The 17,690-nt window shown below is 43.0% G+C and carries 21 protein-coding genes; 2 read left to right on the plus strand and 19 right to left on the minus strand.

Annotation, left to right across the window (positions count from 1 at the left end):
* Positions 1 to 92: 92 nt before the first annotated feature.
* From CLOSYM_RS06565 to fliD, 19 genes are all read right to left on the minus strand, one after another.
* On the minus strand, positions 93 to 884 hold the full coding sequence (locus CLOSYM_RS06565; RefSeq protein WP_003499008.1) for a nitroreductase family protein: 792 nt from the start codon (positions 882 to 884) through the stop codon (positions 93 to 95).
* Between the two features lie 231 nt (positions 885 to 1,115).
* Positions 1,116 to 2,321, minus strand: coding sequence for a site-specific integrase (locus CLOSYM_RS06570; RefSeq protein ID WP_002571652.1), 1,206 nt, complete (start codon positions 2,319 to 2,321; stop codon positions 1,116 to 1,118).
* Positions 2,322 to 2,395: 74 nt separating this feature from the next.
* Positions 2,396 to 2,608 (minus strand): excisionase, encoded by a 213-nt coding sequence (locus CLOSYM_RS06575; protein ID WP_002571651.1) that lies wholly within the window; start codon positions 2,606 to 2,608, stop codon positions 2,396 to 2,398.
* 427 nt (positions 2,609 to 3,035) lie between these two features.
* A complete protein-coding gene (locus CLOSYM_RS06580) occupies positions 3,036 to 3,971 on the minus strand; it encodes a DUF5688 family protein (protein ID WP_021641481.1) in 936 nt (311 codons plus the stop codon).
* A 151-nt stretch (positions 3,972 to 4,122) separates the two neighbouring features.
* The gene (locus CLOSYM_RS06585; protein ID WP_147296731.1) at positions 4,123 to 4,404 is read right to left on the minus strand and encodes a DUF5688 family protein; all 282 of its coding nucleotides are present in this window, start codon (positions 4,402 to 4,404) and stop codon (positions 4,123 to 4,125) included.
* Positions 4,362 to 4,730 (minus strand): hypothetical protein, encoded by a 369-nt coding sequence (locus CLOSYM_RS06590; RefSeq protein ID WP_021641483.1) that lies wholly within the window; start codon positions 4,728 to 4,730, stop codon positions 4,362 to 4,364. The genes CLOSYM_RS06585 and CLOSYM_RS06590 overlap by 43 nt, the downstream gene beginning before the upstream one ends.
* An 87-nt stretch (positions 4,731 to 4,817) precedes the next feature.
* Complete coding sequence (locus CLOSYM_RS06595; protein ID WP_021641484.1) at positions 4,818 to 5,561, minus strand: hypothetical protein; 744 nt, start codon at positions 5,559 to 5,561, stop codon at positions 4,818 to 4,820.
* Between the two features lie 211 nt (positions 5,562 to 5,772).
* Positions 5,773 to 7,992, minus strand: coding sequence for a PcfJ domain-containing protein (locus CLOSYM_RS06600; RefSeq protein ID WP_021641485.1), 2,220 nt, complete (start codon positions 7,990 to 7,992; stop codon positions 5,773 to 5,775).
* A 3-nt stretch (positions 7,993 to 7,995) separates the two neighbouring features.
* Positions 7,996 to 8,562 (minus strand): DUF7666 domain-containing protein, encoded by a 567-nt coding sequence (locus tag CLOSYM_RS06605; RefSeq protein ID WP_002571645.1) that lies wholly within the window; start codon positions 8,560 to 8,562, stop codon positions 7,996 to 7,998.
* Between the two features lie 26 nt (positions 8,563 to 8,588).
* Positions 8,589 to 9,305, minus strand: a complete 717-nt coding sequence (locus CLOSYM_RS06610; RefSeq protein ID WP_021641486.1) for a Cas9 inhibitor AcrIIA9 family protein — start codon at positions 9,303 to 9,305, stop codon at positions 8,589 to 8,591.
* Between the two features lie 59 nt (positions 9,306 to 9,364).
* Positions 9,365 to 9,820 (minus strand): hypothetical protein, encoded by a 456-nt coding sequence (locus CLOSYM_RS06615; protein WP_021641487.1) that lies wholly within the window; start codon positions 9,818 to 9,820, stop codon positions 9,365 to 9,367.
* A 20-nt stretch (positions 9,821 to 9,840) separates the two neighbouring features.
* Positions 9,841 to 10,200, minus strand: a complete 360-nt coding sequence (locus CLOSYM_RS06620) for a hypothetical protein (RefSeq protein ID WP_021641488.1) — start codon at positions 10,198 to 10,200, stop codon at positions 9,841 to 9,843.
* 343 nt (positions 10,201 to 10,543) lie between these two features.
* A complete protein-coding gene (locus CLOSYM_RS06625) occupies positions 10,544 to 11,248 on the minus strand; it encodes a response regulator transcription factor (RefSeq protein ID WP_169728237.1) in 705 nt (234 codons plus the stop codon).
* Positions 11,249 to 11,686: 438 nt separating this feature from the next.
* Complete coding sequence (locus CLOSYM_RS06630) at positions 11,687 to 11,911, minus strand: hypothetical protein (RefSeq protein ID WP_044902210.1); 225 nt, start codon at positions 11,909 to 11,911, stop codon at positions 11,687 to 11,689.
* Between the two features lie 68 nt (positions 11,912 to 11,979).
* Complete coding sequence (locus tag CLOSYM_RS06635; protein ID WP_147296733.1) at positions 11,980 to 12,177, minus strand: hypothetical protein; 198 nt, start codon at positions 12,175 to 12,177, stop codon at positions 11,980 to 11,982.
* Between the two features lie 262 nt (positions 12,178 to 12,439).
* A complete protein-coding gene (locus tag CLOSYM_RS06640) occupies positions 12,440 to 12,847 on the minus strand; it encodes a bacteriohemerythrin (RefSeq protein WP_021641493.1) in 408 nt (135 codons plus the stop codon).
* A gap of 22 nt (positions 12,848 to 12,869) precedes the next feature.
* A complete protein-coding gene (locus tag CLOSYM_RS06645; protein WP_021641494.1) occupies positions 12,870 to 13,268 on the minus strand; it encodes a hypothetical protein in 399 nt (132 codons plus the stop codon).
* Complete coding sequence (locus CLOSYM_RS06650; RefSeq protein WP_021641495.1) at positions 13,268 to 13,639, minus strand: flagellar export chaperone FliS; 372 nt, start codon at positions 13,637 to 13,639, stop codon at positions 13,268 to 13,270. Before CLOSYM_RS06650 ends, CLOSYM_RS06645 begins: the two co-directional genes overlap by 1 nt.
* A gap of 36 nt (positions 13,640 to 13,675) precedes the next feature.
* On the minus strand, positions 13,676 to 16,108 hold the full coding sequence (gene fliD, locus CLOSYM_RS06655; protein ID WP_021641496.1) for a flagellar filament capping protein FliD: 2,433 nt from the start codon (positions 16,106 to 16,108) through the stop codon (positions 13,676 to 13,678).
* A gap of 178 nt (positions 16,109 to 16,286) precedes the next feature.
* On the opposite strand from fliD, the gene CLOSYM_RS06660 reads away from it, so the two are divergent.
* Both CLOSYM_RS06660 and CLOSYM_RS21975 read left to right on the plus strand, forming a co-directional pair.
* Positions 16,287 to 17,048, plus strand: a complete 762-nt coding sequence (locus tag CLOSYM_RS06660; RefSeq protein WP_044902212.1) for a ParA family protein — start codon at positions 16,287 to 16,289, stop codon at positions 17,046 to 17,048.
* A 17-nt stretch (positions 17,049 to 17,065) separates the two neighbouring features.
* Positions 17,066 to 17,653: a late competence development ComFB family protein gene (locus tag CLOSYM_RS21975; RefSeq protein WP_049943619.1), complete on the plus strand. Its 588-nt coding sequence runs from the start codon at positions 17,066 to 17,068 to the stop codon at positions 17,651 to 17,653.
* Positions 17,654 to 17,690: the final 37 nt, after the last annotated feature.

Genomic DNA, 17,690 nt, shown 5'->3' on the forward strand with positions numbered 1-17,690 from the left:
CTTCAACCGGGGACGGAAGACTCAGCCAGCCCCCACACCGGACACGATCCGTTCCGAACACGTCCTCCAAACCTCAGTTAAATAACAGTAACCTATTTCCAGGTGACATCCGCTGTTTTTCTGGGGGCTGTTCTTTGGTAAACGACATCTGGATACCCAATCAGCAGACAGCAGCAGACATTCTTTCCCGAAAGTCCCAGCCATTCGGCAGCCTCCGGATTCTGCCGGACTGCCCGCACCATAAAACCGTTATACAGTACGCCAAGCCCCTCTGCAACTGCCATCATCTCAATATTCTGCGCTGCAAGCCCTCCGTCCCAGGAATTCTCAGTAGCAATTACCAGAAGGACCGGAGCATTAAAAAACAGGCGGTCCTGCCTGGGATCCTTTTGATATGCCTCATAGAATTTATATATGGCGGCTTTTAAGTCTGCCTGTTCTGAGGGAAGCGTATCCGCGTAAGACAGCCAGCCCTTCCATGCGTATGCTTTAAATTCCTCAAGTTTCTCCTGTACAATCACATAGCTCACACTCTGCGTGTTAACCGCCGTTGCCGTATACCGGCCTGCTTCTATCAGTCCCAGAAGCTGTTCCCGCTCCACCCGGCGATCTTTGTAGCTTCGGATACTCCTGCGGAATTTCACTGCGTTTAAAAAGCATTCCGGCGTATAGGTAAAGCTGTCCTTGTCATACTCCGCCACATCCGCCATATCATATTCCGGTATTGACACCGCCTTAACGGGACATACAGCCACACAATGCCCGCACTGCATACAGCTCTCTCTAACAGCCGCTTTTCCCTGATCAATATGTAATACACCCGAAACACAATCCTTCACACATTTCGCACATCCTATACATAATGACTGTTCAATTTTTACCATATATTATCCTCCTTTGAGATTTTACGGCAGGAAAATTCTCCTGTTAAACGATAACCTGCATGCTCCGCGCACAGGTCACCGCCATCAATAAAAAATGCCCCAATCCGCACAAATACTAGTTTTCTACGGTTTGGGGCATTTATTGTCTCACTCTGAATAATTACTTCGCGTAATCTGTAACTTGCTCGTTTTGCCCTTATTATAAGCACCTTCCCGGCCTCAAAAAATTTTTTACGCCAATTTTACGCCAATTTCTTCAACATTGCCCAATTTCCTGATTTCCTTGTGTTTTTCCTCATGTGTTTCATGTACATATAAATCCATTGTTACAGTGATAGAAGCATGTCCTAATATTTTTTGCAGAACATTTGGTTTCATTCCATCTTCAATACATCTGGTTGCAAATGTATGGCGAAGCGTATGGGGATGTGCCGGTTCAAATTCCACATAAGTAGTATTGTTAATTTCTGCTTCTGCTCTGCGGTCATTATTAATTCTGGTAATCACCCGGAGCATCATCATACGAAATGTCGATTGACCTACTGGATTTCCATTTATAGTGCAAAATATCAAATTATCAAACTCTTTGTTTTTCTGCCAGTTATCACTTCTCTGTCGGAGTTTGAAATTACATATCCGCTGATCTTTTAATAGTTGGATTGCCGTATCAGTTAACGGGACAGTCCTGATACTTTTTTTGTTTTTGGGACTTCCAAAGTAAAAACCACCTTTTGCCTTATCCTGCAGCAAGGTTCTTGTTATATGCAGCTCTCTTTTATCAAAATCAATGTCTTCCCATTTCAAACCGCCCACCTCACCTGGTCTGAGACCCGTCTGCAATAAAAGCGCATATGCATTATAGTACATTGTTCCCCTGCTATATTCAAGGAAAACTTTTTGTTCTTCTCTGGTAAGAACCCTGGAGTCTTTCACATCCCGTTGCTTACATTTTAACCCATTCGCCGGATTCTTCGCTAATATTTCACTCTGTACCGCCCCATCAAACAATGCGTGTATTGTAATCTGAGCCAATACCATAGTTCCAAAAGCGTATCCTTCTTCGTACATGTTATTTAAAATGGTCTGCAACTGAATCTTTTTCACCTTGTTTAATTGCAAATTGCCTATCGCCGGTTTGATATTGTTCTCAAAGCGGCTTTTATAATTTTTTACAGTGTTGTCTTTTACAACCCCTTCCTTATAAAGCTTTATCCACTTTTCAAACCATTCGGTGACAGTTACCTTCTCCCCTGTACCAGAAAGGCCATGTTCATCTTCATAACGGGCATCATTAAGCCACTTTTTCACTACGGATAGTTTGAAATCATAAAACTCCATACGCTTTCCATATTGATTGGTATATCGGGCTGAATACCTTTTGTCTTTCCTTTGATATAAGCCAACCCCCAATTCCTTGCCACGTAAATCTTTGCCCATGTAATCCACCTTTCTGATTACACTACCTCTTAATTATAATCCTATCAAATTCGATTTCTCTGTTTGAACCGTATTTATAAAGAAATTTTCTTTTTTTCATCAAGCCACCCCTCAAACTTTTTCCGCTTTATCAGGGTCCGGTTTCCATTGTCTATCGTAAACTCCCGCTTCATATCCAATGCTGCCAGTTCCCGCAGCCGGTTCTCTCCTATCCCGAAATAGACGGCTGCCTCTTCTATCGTCAGCAGATACTTCTCCCAAAGCGGGACAGTCAAGTCTTTCTCCATTTTTTCACCTGCCTTCACACATAATGAGCGCAAGATTACAAGCCTGCCAACCGGCTGATGCCAACAGCCACATATATACGTCACCGCATATCCCGCACTTTACCGTCCAGGCCCACCCGATGGGTTTCACATCTTAGAGGGAAGTATCATTATCGTTTTCTCTACATATCATCGCAGATGATTGGCTAAATCAATTTCCAGTATATCTTCGCTCGCTTTCACAAGGTCATGGCAAATTGCTGTATTGCTCCACATAGAGGATTCTTGACAGTCTTGCTTTCTCTGATTTTCAATACATCTAAAACAAATCCCCATTCGGCGGTAAATTGTAAAACAGCATAAAAAAACGGCAGGGGAACTACTGGATTCCACCAATAGTCCCTTGCCGCTAACACGTTATGATAAACTCACTTTATTCTTTCGTTTTTTATCCGACCACTTCAATCCGGTCACGCTCCCTGCTATAAAAATACACTTTTTCCGAAAGAAATTCCTCACTGCCACAATTATGGTTCTGGAACCTTAAAGCGTCTTGGATTACCCCCGGAGATACCAGGTTACTTTTGTGGATCACCGCAGCCTCCGTATTAAGGAATCCAAAATAAATATCACTTTCAAGCAATTCGCTCAGCCTTTCCATTACACCAGGCATAAAAACAGCAATAGCTCCATTCACATAATTCACCGTGGTTACGAATATCCCGTCTCCCTGGTTGTTTTTTACTGTTTCCGGAACTGTATGCATAAATTCCTGTTCTTCTGACAGCCCAAAGCACAATGAATATACATCAACTGTCCTGGGAGGAAATAAACGGTATGTATTTCTTATTGCAGTTTCAATCACCTCTTTCTTTGTCTTTTCCCAGATAGAAAGCACGTTAGAGCTGACCATACTGCTGACATACTTATCTTTCATACTTCCTATATTTATGTATAATACCAGCGCCACATCACCAATTTGATAAAATATTCCTTTATCCAGTTTTTCCGCATTGGCATCATAATTGAGTGGACGTAAAATTAAAGAGTCTCTGATTTCATCGTAACGGTCCACCTTATCAAGCACCCCCATTTCTGACACCTGGCGCGCCATCTTCAGCGCATCTCTGACTTCTTCCACAATCTCTTCCATCGTCCCCCTTTTATCTCTTAAATCCTGATAAATCTCCTCCATAAGAAAACGCTGCATTCCCATTCCCTCATCGGTTGGTATTTTTACAATCAGGTAATCTTCTGTCTCCGGGCTGCCAGCTGGCACAAACACAGCCTCTGCTCCCCAATCCTTGATTATATCCTGTACTTCCTTTTTAATATCTTCAACAAACTTACAATAATCTCTGTTCTTATTCATTGATTTCTCCATCCTTTTCCTCCAGCAGTGCTGGTAATATTAATATCATGATCTTACATGGTTACTTGCGCACAGCCTATATCGCTGCTACTCCTATCAGGTCTCTGAATTTTAATCAACGAGCTCCGGGCTGCACCCAATCACAAACTTCTTTTTAATCCAATCATACTGATATACGCTGTTCGACAGGACACCGCCTTCCAGAAGCATCGTACTGTTCATGAATGATACCGTTTCCTGCCAATCCTTTAATTCCATTCTTTTTTTTACTGAAGGGTATCAATAAAAACTCATGCACACTGGAGGGTAATAAAATAATATCCTCTTTCCACAACTCCGCAATCCGCTCCAGCAACAGTTCATTTAAAATACTGCCGCCCCCGTATTGGCCCGTGGCATTCGTCAGCATGTACATTGGATCTTCCACATTATCAATATCGGCCATATGCTCCAAAATAGCCTCCATGTTATCCCCATCTCTATCTGCCGGATTCCTGACGGAATCTGGACAACCTGGTAGACCATGGGCGGGATTAATACCGGAGTGTTCCGTTCTGCCGCTTCCTTGACCGTCTCCAGCTTTACACCCCATTTTTCCAAATCGTCCCAGGCGATATTAAAATCATTCTCTCCATCGCACTGGTATACCCGGAATGTTTTCACCATATCCAGATAGGCTTCGTGGGATCTGGCTTTTACCTCTGCTGCCTCAGTGTTTTCCAATACATAAATAATTCTGTCTTTTATTTCCGCAAATGTCTCCTGCTTCATTTTTTTTCTTCCCTTCTTAAATAAAATAAAGCACCGGATATTTTCCGACGCCTTGTATTTTGGCAGTCTCCTGCCGTTATTCCTTTCTTATGCCCAGTACTCGCAGGGGAAGTAATCCTTTAAATGGTACTGCATGTCTTCCCACTCCTTATCCTTTTCAAACCACACTGCCAGTTCAGTAAGGCTGCAGTCCTTAAAGACTGTATAGCCGTACCGTTCTTCGTACTCTGCCGCTTTCCAGTATCGCTCCGGGTACTGCTCCCAATAAACTCTCCAGCTCGTCTTTCCCGCTTTGTAGCAGGGAATACAGTTATTGTGGTTTAAGCCATTTTTATAGGTTTGGGGGAGCGGTATCTTCCATTCCTGCTCAATCATCCGTTTTATCTCACAGCCCGGTATCTTCTTTTCGTATATGGGGAACCGGATGGTCCTCCCGGTCTGCCCGGCTCTGTTAAGCGCATTGTGAACCCGCTTTCCCTCCTCCAGGCCAAACCCAACATACTCAATAAAATCCTGGTTTTGGCTTTTTATGTATTTGAAATATTCCTCCTTCATTTTCTGTTTTAATTCTACTGTACAAAACGGGAGAAACTGCCCCGGTATCGCTTTCTGGTCTTCTAAAAGCTCATCTAAATCCCGTCCGTCTCCCCATTCTGTAATCGGCACGCCAAGACGTCTTGCCACACGGCAGCGAAATGTATCTGCGTCGTGGTTCTCCGTAAAGGTTGGCGTATGCAGAAGGACGACCTCCTCTTTCTTTTGCTCCTGGAGCACCAGATACGCCATATATGCACTGCTGGCGCCTCCGGAATATAACACCACATGTTTCATACTCAGCCACTCACGATCAGTTCGTGGCAAGCAATATACCTTCCCAAGCTCGCAGTCTGACAGCCGGTTTCAGGGAAGCCGGTTTCTCAGCCGTATCATTCTTCGCTTTTCCCTAATCACGGCATCTGCTCACGCAACTACTATTGCTTTTACATTGTGTTTAACAGTCTCACAATAACCGGTTCACCGGATCAGTATGTCTCCTTTCCCTTTAGGCCGCTACACAAAGTTTATCTTCTCCTTCCTGTACAGATTCCACCAGCAGGCTGTCCGCCTTAGCGCAGCGCCCGGCTTCCATCAAATCCGCTTCCAGAACATCCGCGAGAGGCTTCCCCGCCAGATGTCCGTGTCTGATTTTCACATTCTTTTCCCTCATCTCGGCAAGTTCCTTCACACGCAGCAGAGCGCTTCTCTCTGCCAATTCCCAATCTTCCTTTGTCAGTCGCCGGCTGATTGCTTTCTGCCACTTCCTTATAAAGTTTTTCGCTTCCTCATAATCAGCGTTCTGTTTGTCTCCAACTGTCCGCTTCTGACGCGCAGTCCCTCCCGGTTCCACTTCCAACGTATAATATGGCTGATCCGGTTCGCTGGCTTTGCGCAAAAAGAGAATATAGCTCTCCCTCGTTTGAATCCGGTCAAAATAGATATCACTCCGATGCAGGCAATGCCCAAGTATGTATCCCTCATTTATGATGTCCTCAATTCGGTCCGGAGCAATGACCATGTAATCTTTATCTCCATATTCGTACTTCTCTTTGATTTGCTGGCAGATTTCATCAACGTCAGGATACTTTTCCAATATTTCTGCCGCCTGCATAGCAATCTCCTTACTTCCTAACAATGCAAGTAAATCATCATGGGCTTTGATTAATTCCTTTGGCTTAAATATCTGTTCCTGCCCTAAATCCATTTTCAACCGGCTTGCCATTGCAGTATAATCCTGCCATGTTGAAACCAGTTCCTTTGGAGGCCGTCCAGTTTCACGGTACTGCCGTTTTAAGTAATTGCAGACTCTGGCCGGAGTCATTTTTTCAATGATAAAGTCCAAGTCACCGGGGCTTAAATTATTCCGCTCAAAATACTCAATGATTGAATCATGGATGTTGTTTTTCCGCAGCTTCTCAAACCTCAGCCATTCTAAATACACAAAACCTCCGTTATGCTCTCTAAGCCGTTTCATACGGTTCTTATCAATCCCCAGGGATTTTGCAAAATCATTGCTATCGCTTAATTCAAGCTCTCTGTGGTCATAGATAACGCTCCAGGCGAGCTGAAAGAGATCTGATTTTACAATTTGCTCCAGATACGGTTTTCTGCTCAGTGTCTCAAGATATTCCATTGGATTTATCCTGTCTACTTTCCTGGCTAACTGCGGCAATCCGGTTTTTCTTAAAGCTCCGGCAGACAAAGCCGGCAGTGTCCGCTTATAAACAGCACCCAGCTTTTCCTCTCTGGATTTGTAATATTGATAATATCCAAAACCGACATCTGGTTTTTCCCCTTTTATCCATCTATATTCCCAGAATCGGTATCTGCCATAATAGTAAGGGGTTTCTTCTAAATCCGCACTATAAACATATCTGCGTTCCTCCCGGCAAGATATATCAGGGGTTTCATAATTCCCTGCTGAATAAGTCCGCGTTGCACAATACTGCCGGACGACAGTCCCCTCTCCACATTTTTGCACAAGGTATATCATTTCCTCTTTCGTGAAAAAACGCCCTGCGCGTCCTCTTGATTTAAACTGAATTTTGTTTCCACAGCATCTACACCTACCCAGCGCATTATGCTTTGGTTTGATAATCGGCACCTCCTTCTCACAATAGGTGCAGTAACCTGTTTTGGCGCCATTCCTCACATAATCATAAAAGACATAATTTTGATGTATACCATGCTTATTAACCCAGTGGTTCCAGTCTTTCGGTTCCGCCGGAACCTGCGCCATCACTTTATCCCATGACTCCGTTTTCCTCCTGTGTTTTCTCGCTAACGCTTCTTCGCGTAATTGCTCCTGATAATCCAGTATTCCGCTATATCCATCTGCCGCTACCCCAAGATACTTTTTCATTTCCTCATTTTCTTCGGCAGTAATATAGGAATTGGAATCATCAATATATCTGGGCCATTCAAGGTTTATCAACATGGAACTTCTCCATTTTGTATGAATCACATCCCAGGTAAGAAATGTTCTGGTTTTCCCATCTATGAATACCTCATATACCGGCTTGACAGCCCCGATTTTCAAATCCCTTGTAAGATAAAATGCAGTTTTCAAAATCCCATCCATAACCTGGCATCTTATATAAATCTCATACCGGTATGTATCCGGGCCAAACTCTGCCCTTTTCTTCAGAATATCCTGTCCAGCGAGCCGAAACATCTCACTGGTAGGAGCCAGTCCGCCAAGCGCCATCAATTTTTTTCTTTCCATAGTTTATGCTGCTTTCCTTTCTGTGATAGATCCGTCCGTCAAATACCAGGTATCCGGCAGGATTTCTTTTCCATCCACAACAAAAAGCCCGATTTCTGAAACGTCTCTGCTGCCTGCGTCTTCTTTCACAAATCCCAGGACATCTCCTGTTTTTCCTTTTGCAGCCGGATTCTTGCCTCTGACTACAACAAAACCATTCCTTGCTTCTCCCTCATTGTCAGCCACCCTTGCATGATTGCTTCTCATGGGATGTTCGCATATATACCTGAGACTGTGTGCAATAAATTCAGCAAGGTTCAACTGCTTTACCAGCTTTAACCTGGTTGCAGAAATTTTACTGTCATGGGCGTCCTCATCAATGTCTCCATCTGCCAAAACCATGTAATAGACCGCGTTGCTCCAATCTGAATAATATGTCAGGCAGTCCAATGGGTTTTCAGCACAGTGAAAGCCATTGTGGGAGCAATTTGCCACATCTTCCTCATTCCATATTCCTAATCTGTACTGAAACCGATTCCCGCCGGAGGTACAGGACAGGTCTTTATCAAACGCTTTATATGCAACTATCACTTGTGGACTCCTCCTATTTGTAAAATTTAAAATAAAGAAACCTGGCCTTCAATTTGGTCTTTATCCTCTTTTAATACTCTCTTTTCAGTCACAGCCTTGATAGAGTCTTCCTTCTGGGATACCGGTTCCGACGGAGCTGATTTTTTCTTACCAGTACGTTTCGCCGACGAGCTTTTCTTTCCTAATTTACTAACCGGTGGCTTTGGCGCATTGCGCTCCAGGAATTTCTTCTCTTCTTCCTGAACTGCTCTGGCAGCCTCCTCTGCGTCATCCAGTTCATAGTACTCACTTGCCCACTGGTATACCATATCCTCTCCAACTGCAACACAGGTTTTTTGCGGTCTCTTGCTTTCCTCATCGGTCACCATTTCCCGCGCTTTTTTCATCAAGTACTCGATACACCGCTGCAATGTCTTATGGTTTTGAAGGACTCGCCTTGAAAATTCAGAATCCCCACAGTTTTCCAGAAGATACTGTCCTATCACATCGCCAAATTGAGGATCATTTAAAAATCCCATCTCATCCAACAGCTTGCTTCTGACGGTTTCATAGGTTTTTGCATTTCCTCCGTCCACCAGAAAATACCGTTTCCCTTTCAGATAGTCTTCTATATCGCCTGTGGGAATTTTATTTTTCTCTGCCAGAATCTTGATTTCTTCCCGAAGGCCAATGCGCCTTAAATCCGCAGCAATCCCATTGATTTCCTGAACGCTTCCTATTTTGTCATAAATTTTTTCTACCATTTCCTATCCTCCTGACATAAAAACAGCCGGAGCAACCTGCACCCCCGGCCATAATAGGATTAAGCAGCTGTATCCATTTCCTGCTCTCCTTCTTCGATTTCACCTTCTTTGGTTCCACCTTCTTCTGTTTCTCCTTCCTCTGGATGTTTTTCAGTTGGCGTCTTTCCCTTCCTGTCTTTATCCTCTTTTTCCAAAATTGACAGCAGCGCCAAGATCAGTCCCCTGCACCATGTATTCTGCCATTTTTGATTATAAATCTGAACGCCGTCAACAATGTCCCGCCATTCCTCTTCGGACAGTTCTCTTCCGTTATACTTTTTATAAAACGCATAGCACTGCTTCATAACATCGTTGTACGGGACGCTTAATGCCTGATCCAGACCGCTTATAAATGCCCGTAACAGCGGTTCATCCGGATAAGTCTCCGCCAGCGTTTTGAGATCCATTGTCTGCTTGCCGTTAAAAAATGCGAACATATCATTGAATAAATTTTTCACAAGAACTTGATAATCCATCCCTTACCTCCATCAACATTTCAGGCCACCTGTTTTGATTTCCGTTCTTTTTCCTGCGCTTCCAATATCCCTAAGAGTTCCAGCATATGCTCTTTGCACCACTGGTTATCCCAGGCGTTGTTTATACGCCTGAAATCTTCCACCGCCGCGTCCCAATCTTCATCACTCAATTCCCGGTCTGCATAACGTTTATAAAAAGCATATGTCTCTTTCATAATCATATTTGCATCCGATTCCACAGCCAGATCCAGATTTCCAATCAGCGCCATAAAAAGATTGCTGTCCTTGTATTTATCATACAAAGCCAGTACTCCCTTATTCGCATTGAAAAGCACATAGAAATCATTGAATATTGATTTTACCTGAACACTTTCGTCCATTTACCTCCCTCCTCTCTATTTTTAAAAAATAAAAAAGACACTCAGATTTATAAAATCCAGTGTCATTCCTGCGCGGTCTCTTACCGCTTTTTTATCTTGTCTCTGTAGCGTTTTACATCGTGAATTAGAACCTCCTCTCTGAATTTTTATAATAAAAAGGCACAGAAATCCTGTTTATTCCTGTACCCAATTATTCCTGGTATAAAAATTGACTTCCGGATATCTTCCGAAACAAAACTTAATGTGTTTTTCAATCACACAAAATCAATCTCATCATAAGTCTATAACATTATACAGCATAAGTCAATCTTTTTTATACCACATATAGTTGATATTGTGCTTTTTAAACTGTCAAATCGGCTTCTTTGTCTCCCTCATCAAACCGATATCCAATTCCCCATACTGTTTGAATGTTCTTACCTGCCTCCAGTCCTATTTTCTTGCGCAGCCGTCCAATATAGCTCATGATGTTACTACCATCTTTTACAAATTTACCGTTCCATATTGCGGCGTATATCTGCTCTTTAGAAAAGACCACACCGGGATTACTCGCCAAAAGGAGAAGAATGTCAAATTCTCGTTTTGTAAGAACAATTTCCCTGCTTTTTATTTCTACCGTCCGTTTGCAGGGATTAATAAGTAATCCGATGTTTTTATGAAACACAGGTTTTAAATCTAATCTTTCTACGCCTCTTTTCATGCAGGCTTCCATCCTTACAATCAGCTCATCTGTATCCGCAGGCCAGACTAGACAGTCATCTGCTCCCAAATTTAATATTTTGATTCTGTCTTGAATTTTAAGCTGTTTTGTCAAAACCAATAAAGGCGCACGACTCAGCTTACGGATGATTTGCAACAACACACTCCCATCCATGTCTTGTATTAAAACATCAAGTATAATCAAACTATATGTTTCCTGCATAATCATTTCCATTGCATGAGTTGATGTTCGGACACTTAATACTGTAGTTAAGGAGTCCATAAAGTTATCTTCAAGCATATGTCCAATACAATTTTCTCTGCTAATTACTAATATGTTCCTCTTCATGTACTGTCCTTTTTTCGTCCGTAATATGTATGCAATTAATAGATCCCTTTTGAGAATATATGCCATTATTATAGCGGATTGCTCGTTATCCAACGTCAGTATAACCGTCCTCCCGGACTCAAGCTTACCGACTTAGCTAAAGTCCCATTGCTTATGCGAGATAACAGGGGGCTGCCACAAAATTACAGTGACATACGGGTTCGGATTATTTCGGAACAATAAACCAGGTGCATCAGAACTCCCCCCCCCCATCGTGTATGTAAGAATTGAAATAAACGGGAATATATAGAGAACTACCTAATCTGATTCACAATCACAGGCAACGCTTCTGACGGTTTGCAATTTATGAGAGTTGGTTTAGGAGCATTTTTACGCAATACTACCAGTGGCTCTATTAGTGATTCTTCTAGTTCTTTTGTATAATTCGCATCTTTCATATCACTTTTTGCATTTACAATCCTCAACAACATCCTCTGCTGAGACATCCGCCTGATTTTCATCCTCTTTAGTAGTTGCAACAATTACTTCCACAGAGTCCGCTTCCCTGCTCATCTTTTCAATCGGGACACCGCTAAATGCCATCTGGACTGAACCATCCCAGATTTCATTGTCCAGTTTGTTTTTACCCAGCATCAGGTCGATATTATAGGAAAAAGATGCCACTAATTCTTTCTGTTATCCGCCTCAACGTTCTCCTTAACCGAATCCTCTGTCCCCGTAACGATGCGGTCTCACACAGTCCTCCATCTTGGAAGCACGCCCTCGTCAGCACCGATATAAATGATAACGCCGTCTTCCATATGGATAGGTTCCAACACGACTGCGGGCTGTATGTTTGTCTCTGTTATATAGCCCCCTACTTCCTGCTCCTCATAAACCTCCGGAACAGAATACCAGGCAGTATGGGGGCCATCATCATTATCTGTCACGTAATCAGCTTCAAAAGGGGGCTCCATTCACATAGATACTATCAGCCACATATCCTATCTGATTCTCAACACCAAATATCAGGGGATGGCCTTCCTCACCCCCATGTAGTCCTTCCACAATACGACCACCGAATTCAGGATGGAACTCATAAGATACCTCGTGTCCGTCAAAATCAGCCAATACCCTTAACACCAGGTGTTTATTTTTACTTTACGAAATGAAGTTAAAATAACTTTCTACACATATCAAATACCCCATTCCCTATTTAGAATTGCGAATAAACTCCGCAAGCCTTTTATCTTCTAACCTGATATGGGAAATCAATACCGCTATCTCTTGGTTCAGTTGAGTTATCGCTCGCATATCCGCCCCCTCTTGGGAAATCTTCCTAATTAGCAAGGAAAGCCCGTTTTTATATCTCTCATGGAATTGGCGGTGCCCTTCATACCCAGGATAATGATATCGTACCTGAAGGCTCTCTTCATCGTTAAAATGCTTCCTGACGTAATTCTCCAGAAAGTTTACCGTGGAAACCACCCGTTCCCTCCCTTTTCCTTGGGAACAAGCATCTAAAAGATTATTAACTGCATCAAACAATTGGCCGTGCTGGGTGTCTATTAACTGGTTTCCCGTCTCCAAATCTTTAGTTATCTTATATTTAGCCTGCATCTTCCTATTATCTCCTTTTCTCTTATGTGTAATAAAAAGAATCTTTCCCAGCTGTTTTCAGACTGAGCTTGCGATCCATTTCAATGACATGTCTAACGATTTCATAAACCTTATAACTTTTCTCCCTAAGTAATTCTTCCTGCGCATTTCCTGGAATATCATCATCCGCTTTACTCAGAAGGCCTTTTATATGCCCTCTCTGTTCAACAGGTATACTGTCTATCAGAATAATAACCCCCCTCCGACAAGCCTCCATTTCATGAATCGCCTGCTGGCGCATTTCTAAAACCAATTGAATAGAAACACGGTCATTGGCTTGAATGGCGGATTCCAGTTCCCCAGTAAGATGTCCAAGCTCCGTCATAATTCTATACTGTTTCTGATACTGTTTAATAATTTCATCAATGTATTCCCCAGTCACTAAATCCCCGCTTTCTTGTTTGCCTCATAAAATGCAGTCCGTAGCTCTTTTACAAGTTCTATAAGCTCAATGATTTTTTCATCATCCCTCCCTGCTTCAATCCTGGCAAGGTAAAATTTAAAAAAATCATACATTCTGCTTAATTGTCCACTAATCTGGTATCGATTATCCAGAGTGGAGTTAAGATAATCTACAATTTCCGCGCTTCTTCCGATAGAATGTTCAAAAATCCCATAATCCTGATTTTTCAGAGCCAAATCAGCCTGAAGCAATCGCTTTACCAACTCATCATATAGGAGCAATAGAAGTTCTCCCTGTGTCATAGTAAATATAGACTGGTTTTTATACGCTTGATAACCTGACGCATTCATAATTCTTTTCTCTCCTATTCCGGCACCACCTATTCATTAGCCCCCAAAAGAACTAAACATATTGCTTTGACTATTCATTTGGGCGATAAGCTGTTCCATACGAGTAAACTGCGAACTATAGCGGTCAATTTCATTCTGGAGTTTTTCAGCCAGGCTATCAATTCGTTTATCTATCTCGTCCATCTGTTTCTGAATTTCATTATTTAGCAGAGAGGTTGCAGCGTAGGTGCTTCCTGCCCTGGAAATCAGACTTCCTTTGGTGAGTCCATCAGTCTTGGCATATATGTTAAATACCCCGGACATCCTTGCCATAAAGCCATCCTGTCCCTTTCCATCCACTGTGCCTGTAAACAGGCGCTGTACCTGCTCAGGATTCCGTTCCAGGGCTTCCTTAAACTTCGTCTCGTCAAATGAAATTTTACCATTTTCTGAATAGCTACCTGATATCATCAGCCCCATATTCTCCAGGGTCTGCCCATTAGCCACACCACTGAACACAAAGCGCAGTTTATCGGACAGTCCCCGCAGAAGGGTATCTCCAAACAGCAATCCTTCCTTAGCCTTATCCTCATAATTTTTAATTTCGAGTTCCGACATTTTTGCCTTGGCTTCATCTGTGAGCGGCTGATATTTCCTGTTTGGTCTGGAACCGACCTGCTTGGCAATCTCATCCACCATTTTATTATAATCCTCTACCATCTCGGAAACCTTCTTGGATATACCCTCAGAATCCACTTTACAAGAAAATGTGACCGGTTCAGACTTAGAAGCAGGATCCACATTGAATACATCATTAAGGGTAAATGACGCCCCCTCAAACACAAAGGAATTGCCTGGTCTTATCACCGTCACCTCCTCATCCGAGCCGCCATACCTGACCGTAAACTCCGCATCTTGCCCTGTCTGGGCTGTGCCATCGCAGCCAGCAAACAAAACATTCGCAAAGTTCTGGACTTTCTTTTTCCCCGGAATCATCACACTAGGGCTGGATGTATCTGGTATCTTTGCCTCCACCTCTGCCTCTTTCTCAAAACCAACCGCACCTCCACTGCCGCTTGTTGTGGCAGTAATGGTGAACCTGTCTGCAATTGACAAGTATGTGACTTTGACACCGGCATCGGAATCATTTACAGCCTGGACTATATCCCGGATACTGCTCTTCGATGTCAGCCCTTTAATAACCGTTCCATTAATCTCCAGATATAATTCTTCATCATGGCCGCCTGTTAGAGGTGAAAACGTATATTTATCCAGGCTGTCCCTTGTTCCATTTTTAAGAATCCCACTCTCCTCAATTCCCAGATTCAGATTCAAACGGTTAGAATCCCCTGCCGTCATCTTCATGGCGCCGCTGGAACCTAACATCCCCCTCGTACCGCCCGTCACACTGAAGACGGAGGATGCATGTGTTGTTTCAAAGGTCAGGCTTCCCTTTTTGGAATTCATCCCCTCAACCGTTACTTTCCCCCTGCCAAAATTCTTATCCATCGCCGCTTGCATATAGACAGCCAAATCTTTCATAGTCATGTTCCGAAGCTCCACTGCATCAGGCAGCTTTATGGTCTTAGATACACCGTCTAAAGAGAAATACATCTCCTTTCCACCCATAAAATCAGTGATAGTAATCTCTGAAACCAAATCCGTTGCTGTTCTTTCCTTGCCCTCCAGCACACCAGTAGAGCCGATGTTGTTATCGTCTGTCAAATCGGCATCATTGAAACCAAGTGCTTCCATAACTCCATCACTGCCGCCAGTAAGGCTCACCATATTGTCATGATTGGCCTGTTTGTCCTTAAATTTGAATTTACCATCTTCATAAGACAACTCCACCTTATCTCCCAGCTTCCCATTATCTGATGTCTCTACCTGGTCCAAAGCCGCATTAATAAGTCTTGCTGTTTCTATTGGATTCGTATAGTCAGCTGATGCGCTTAAAAATACGGAATAAGACTGTTTGCCATAAGAAAAATATAATGAAGAATCTGCCAGCTTCTGGAGCTGGACTTTACCCTCCAAATCAATTTCCCCGCTAGCCAACTTACCAACGCTGGCATTCTCCTTTGCCGTCAGTCCAGCTGTAGTTGCCAGTTTTTTCACACTCGTTACCTTAAGTCCATCTAGTAAAGCAGAGGAACCGGATACCTTTACCTTGGAGGCATTACTCCCTTGGGAGGTAACGATGCTCCGGTCAAAGGTGCTTGCACGGTACAGACTATTCTGTGCTGTAAGCCGTAAATACTTGCTGTTAAAGTCTATCAGCTGGGAACTAATATTCCTATAAGCATCCATCTTCCACTGAAGTTTCTGGCGTTCCTGAAACTGCTGTGATATTTTATTTCTTGTTCCCGTGGTCATCTGCTCAATCATAGTATCTGTATCTATCCCACTAGCGAGCCCTGATACACCTCGGATGGTCGCACCATATAAGTTTGCACTGGTTGCAGATGATAAGCTTCCTATTGATGCCATAGTACCTCTCCTCCTACATCTTTCCATCCATATGACGAAGTTTCTTTCCTCATAGTTACTGAAATAGATTGTTTTTTGTCAAATTTTATCTTATACTTAATATCAAGGATAACGTTTCTATATTTTATATCGGCATACATGCTATAATGATTAAGAAGATTGATTGGAGAAAATTGTTTTGACCAAAATTATATCTATTTCTAACCAAAAGGGAGGGGTTGGAAAAACCACTACAGCTGCCAGTTTGTCTGCCGGACTCTTTGCATTGGGACAAAAAGTCTTAAGCATTGACTTAGATCCTCAGGGAGATTTAGGTTTCTGCTTGGGTCTTGAAAGCGATTCACCAGTAACACTTTATGATGTACTTACAAAAAAGTGTCCCGCTCAGTCTGCAATCCAGAGTACAGAGTACGGAGATGTGATTCCATCGGATATATCTTTAGAGAGTGTGGTAGTGGAATTCGCCAAGGGTGGCTGTGAAGCTTATTTAAAGGATGTCCTTGGGCCAGTTATCGATTCCTATGATTACATCATCATTGATACCCCTCCAGCCCTTAACATCCTAACAGTAAACTGCTATGTGGCCTCTGATTATATCATCATACCCATGCTCACTGAAATATTAAGCCTTTCCGGGGTTATAAAGATCCGTGAGACCATACAGGCTGTTCAGGAATCCTTCAATCCCAGGTTAAAAGTACTGGGAATTCTGATGACAAGAAACATAACACGATTGAATTTGTCAAAAGAGGTAGAGGAAATGGCCTCTGATTTATCTGCCCTATTTAATACCAGGATATTTACAACCAGGATTCGGAATGGCGTATCTACAGCTGAATGCCCTGCTCATGGAAAGCCTGTGCAGTTTTATGCCCCTCGCTCCAATCCAGGCAAGGACTATACCGCTTTTGTCCAGGAAGTTTTCACTATACTTAAATAACAATGAGGAGACACGACATGCCCAAAAAAACGAATAAAACCAATCATGTCTTAAACCTTCTGGTAAACGGTAATCAAGTGAAATCCGATGCCTCACCATCCGAAGTCCTGCAGTCTGCCCCCCAGCCAATAACGGGTTCACAAATGACCGTTCCACAGGCATCAGCTTCACCAGCGGCAATACGTATCGTTGAGTCTGATCAGGGCATCAATCATCCAATCGCCGATGCGATTAAGGTTTCCCTAGAACAAGAGGTTGCCCTGATGGGAATCCAGCCCAAATCACCAGCTCCTCCCCAGGAGGAAGAGAGTTCCGAAAAGATTGTGCCCGATAAAGAATTAGATTATCAATTTGTGAATGTCATGGAGATTACTGTAAAGGAGAATCTACTGGATTATATGGAGCGCTTTGGGTTGTGTACCTGCCTGCGTTGTCAGGCCGATGTGATGGCGCTGGCTCTTACCCGATTACCTGCCAAATATATTGTTGTACCTCAAAATGCAGTATCCCCTCTTCTCAATTTTTTTTCAGGTAAATATAAGGTTTCTATCATGACCGAGCTGACGAAGGCCTGCTTTCAAATTCTTGACAATCCTCGTCATTAGGAAAGGAAACCAGGCAAGACAAAAACAGGTTCTATAC

It is taken from the genome of [Clostridium] symbiosum ATCC 14940 (assembly GCF_000466485.1).
In the GTDB taxonomy this organism is placed as follows: Bacteria; Bacillota; Clostridia; order Lachnospirales; family Lachnospiraceae; genus Otoolea; species Otoolea symbiosa.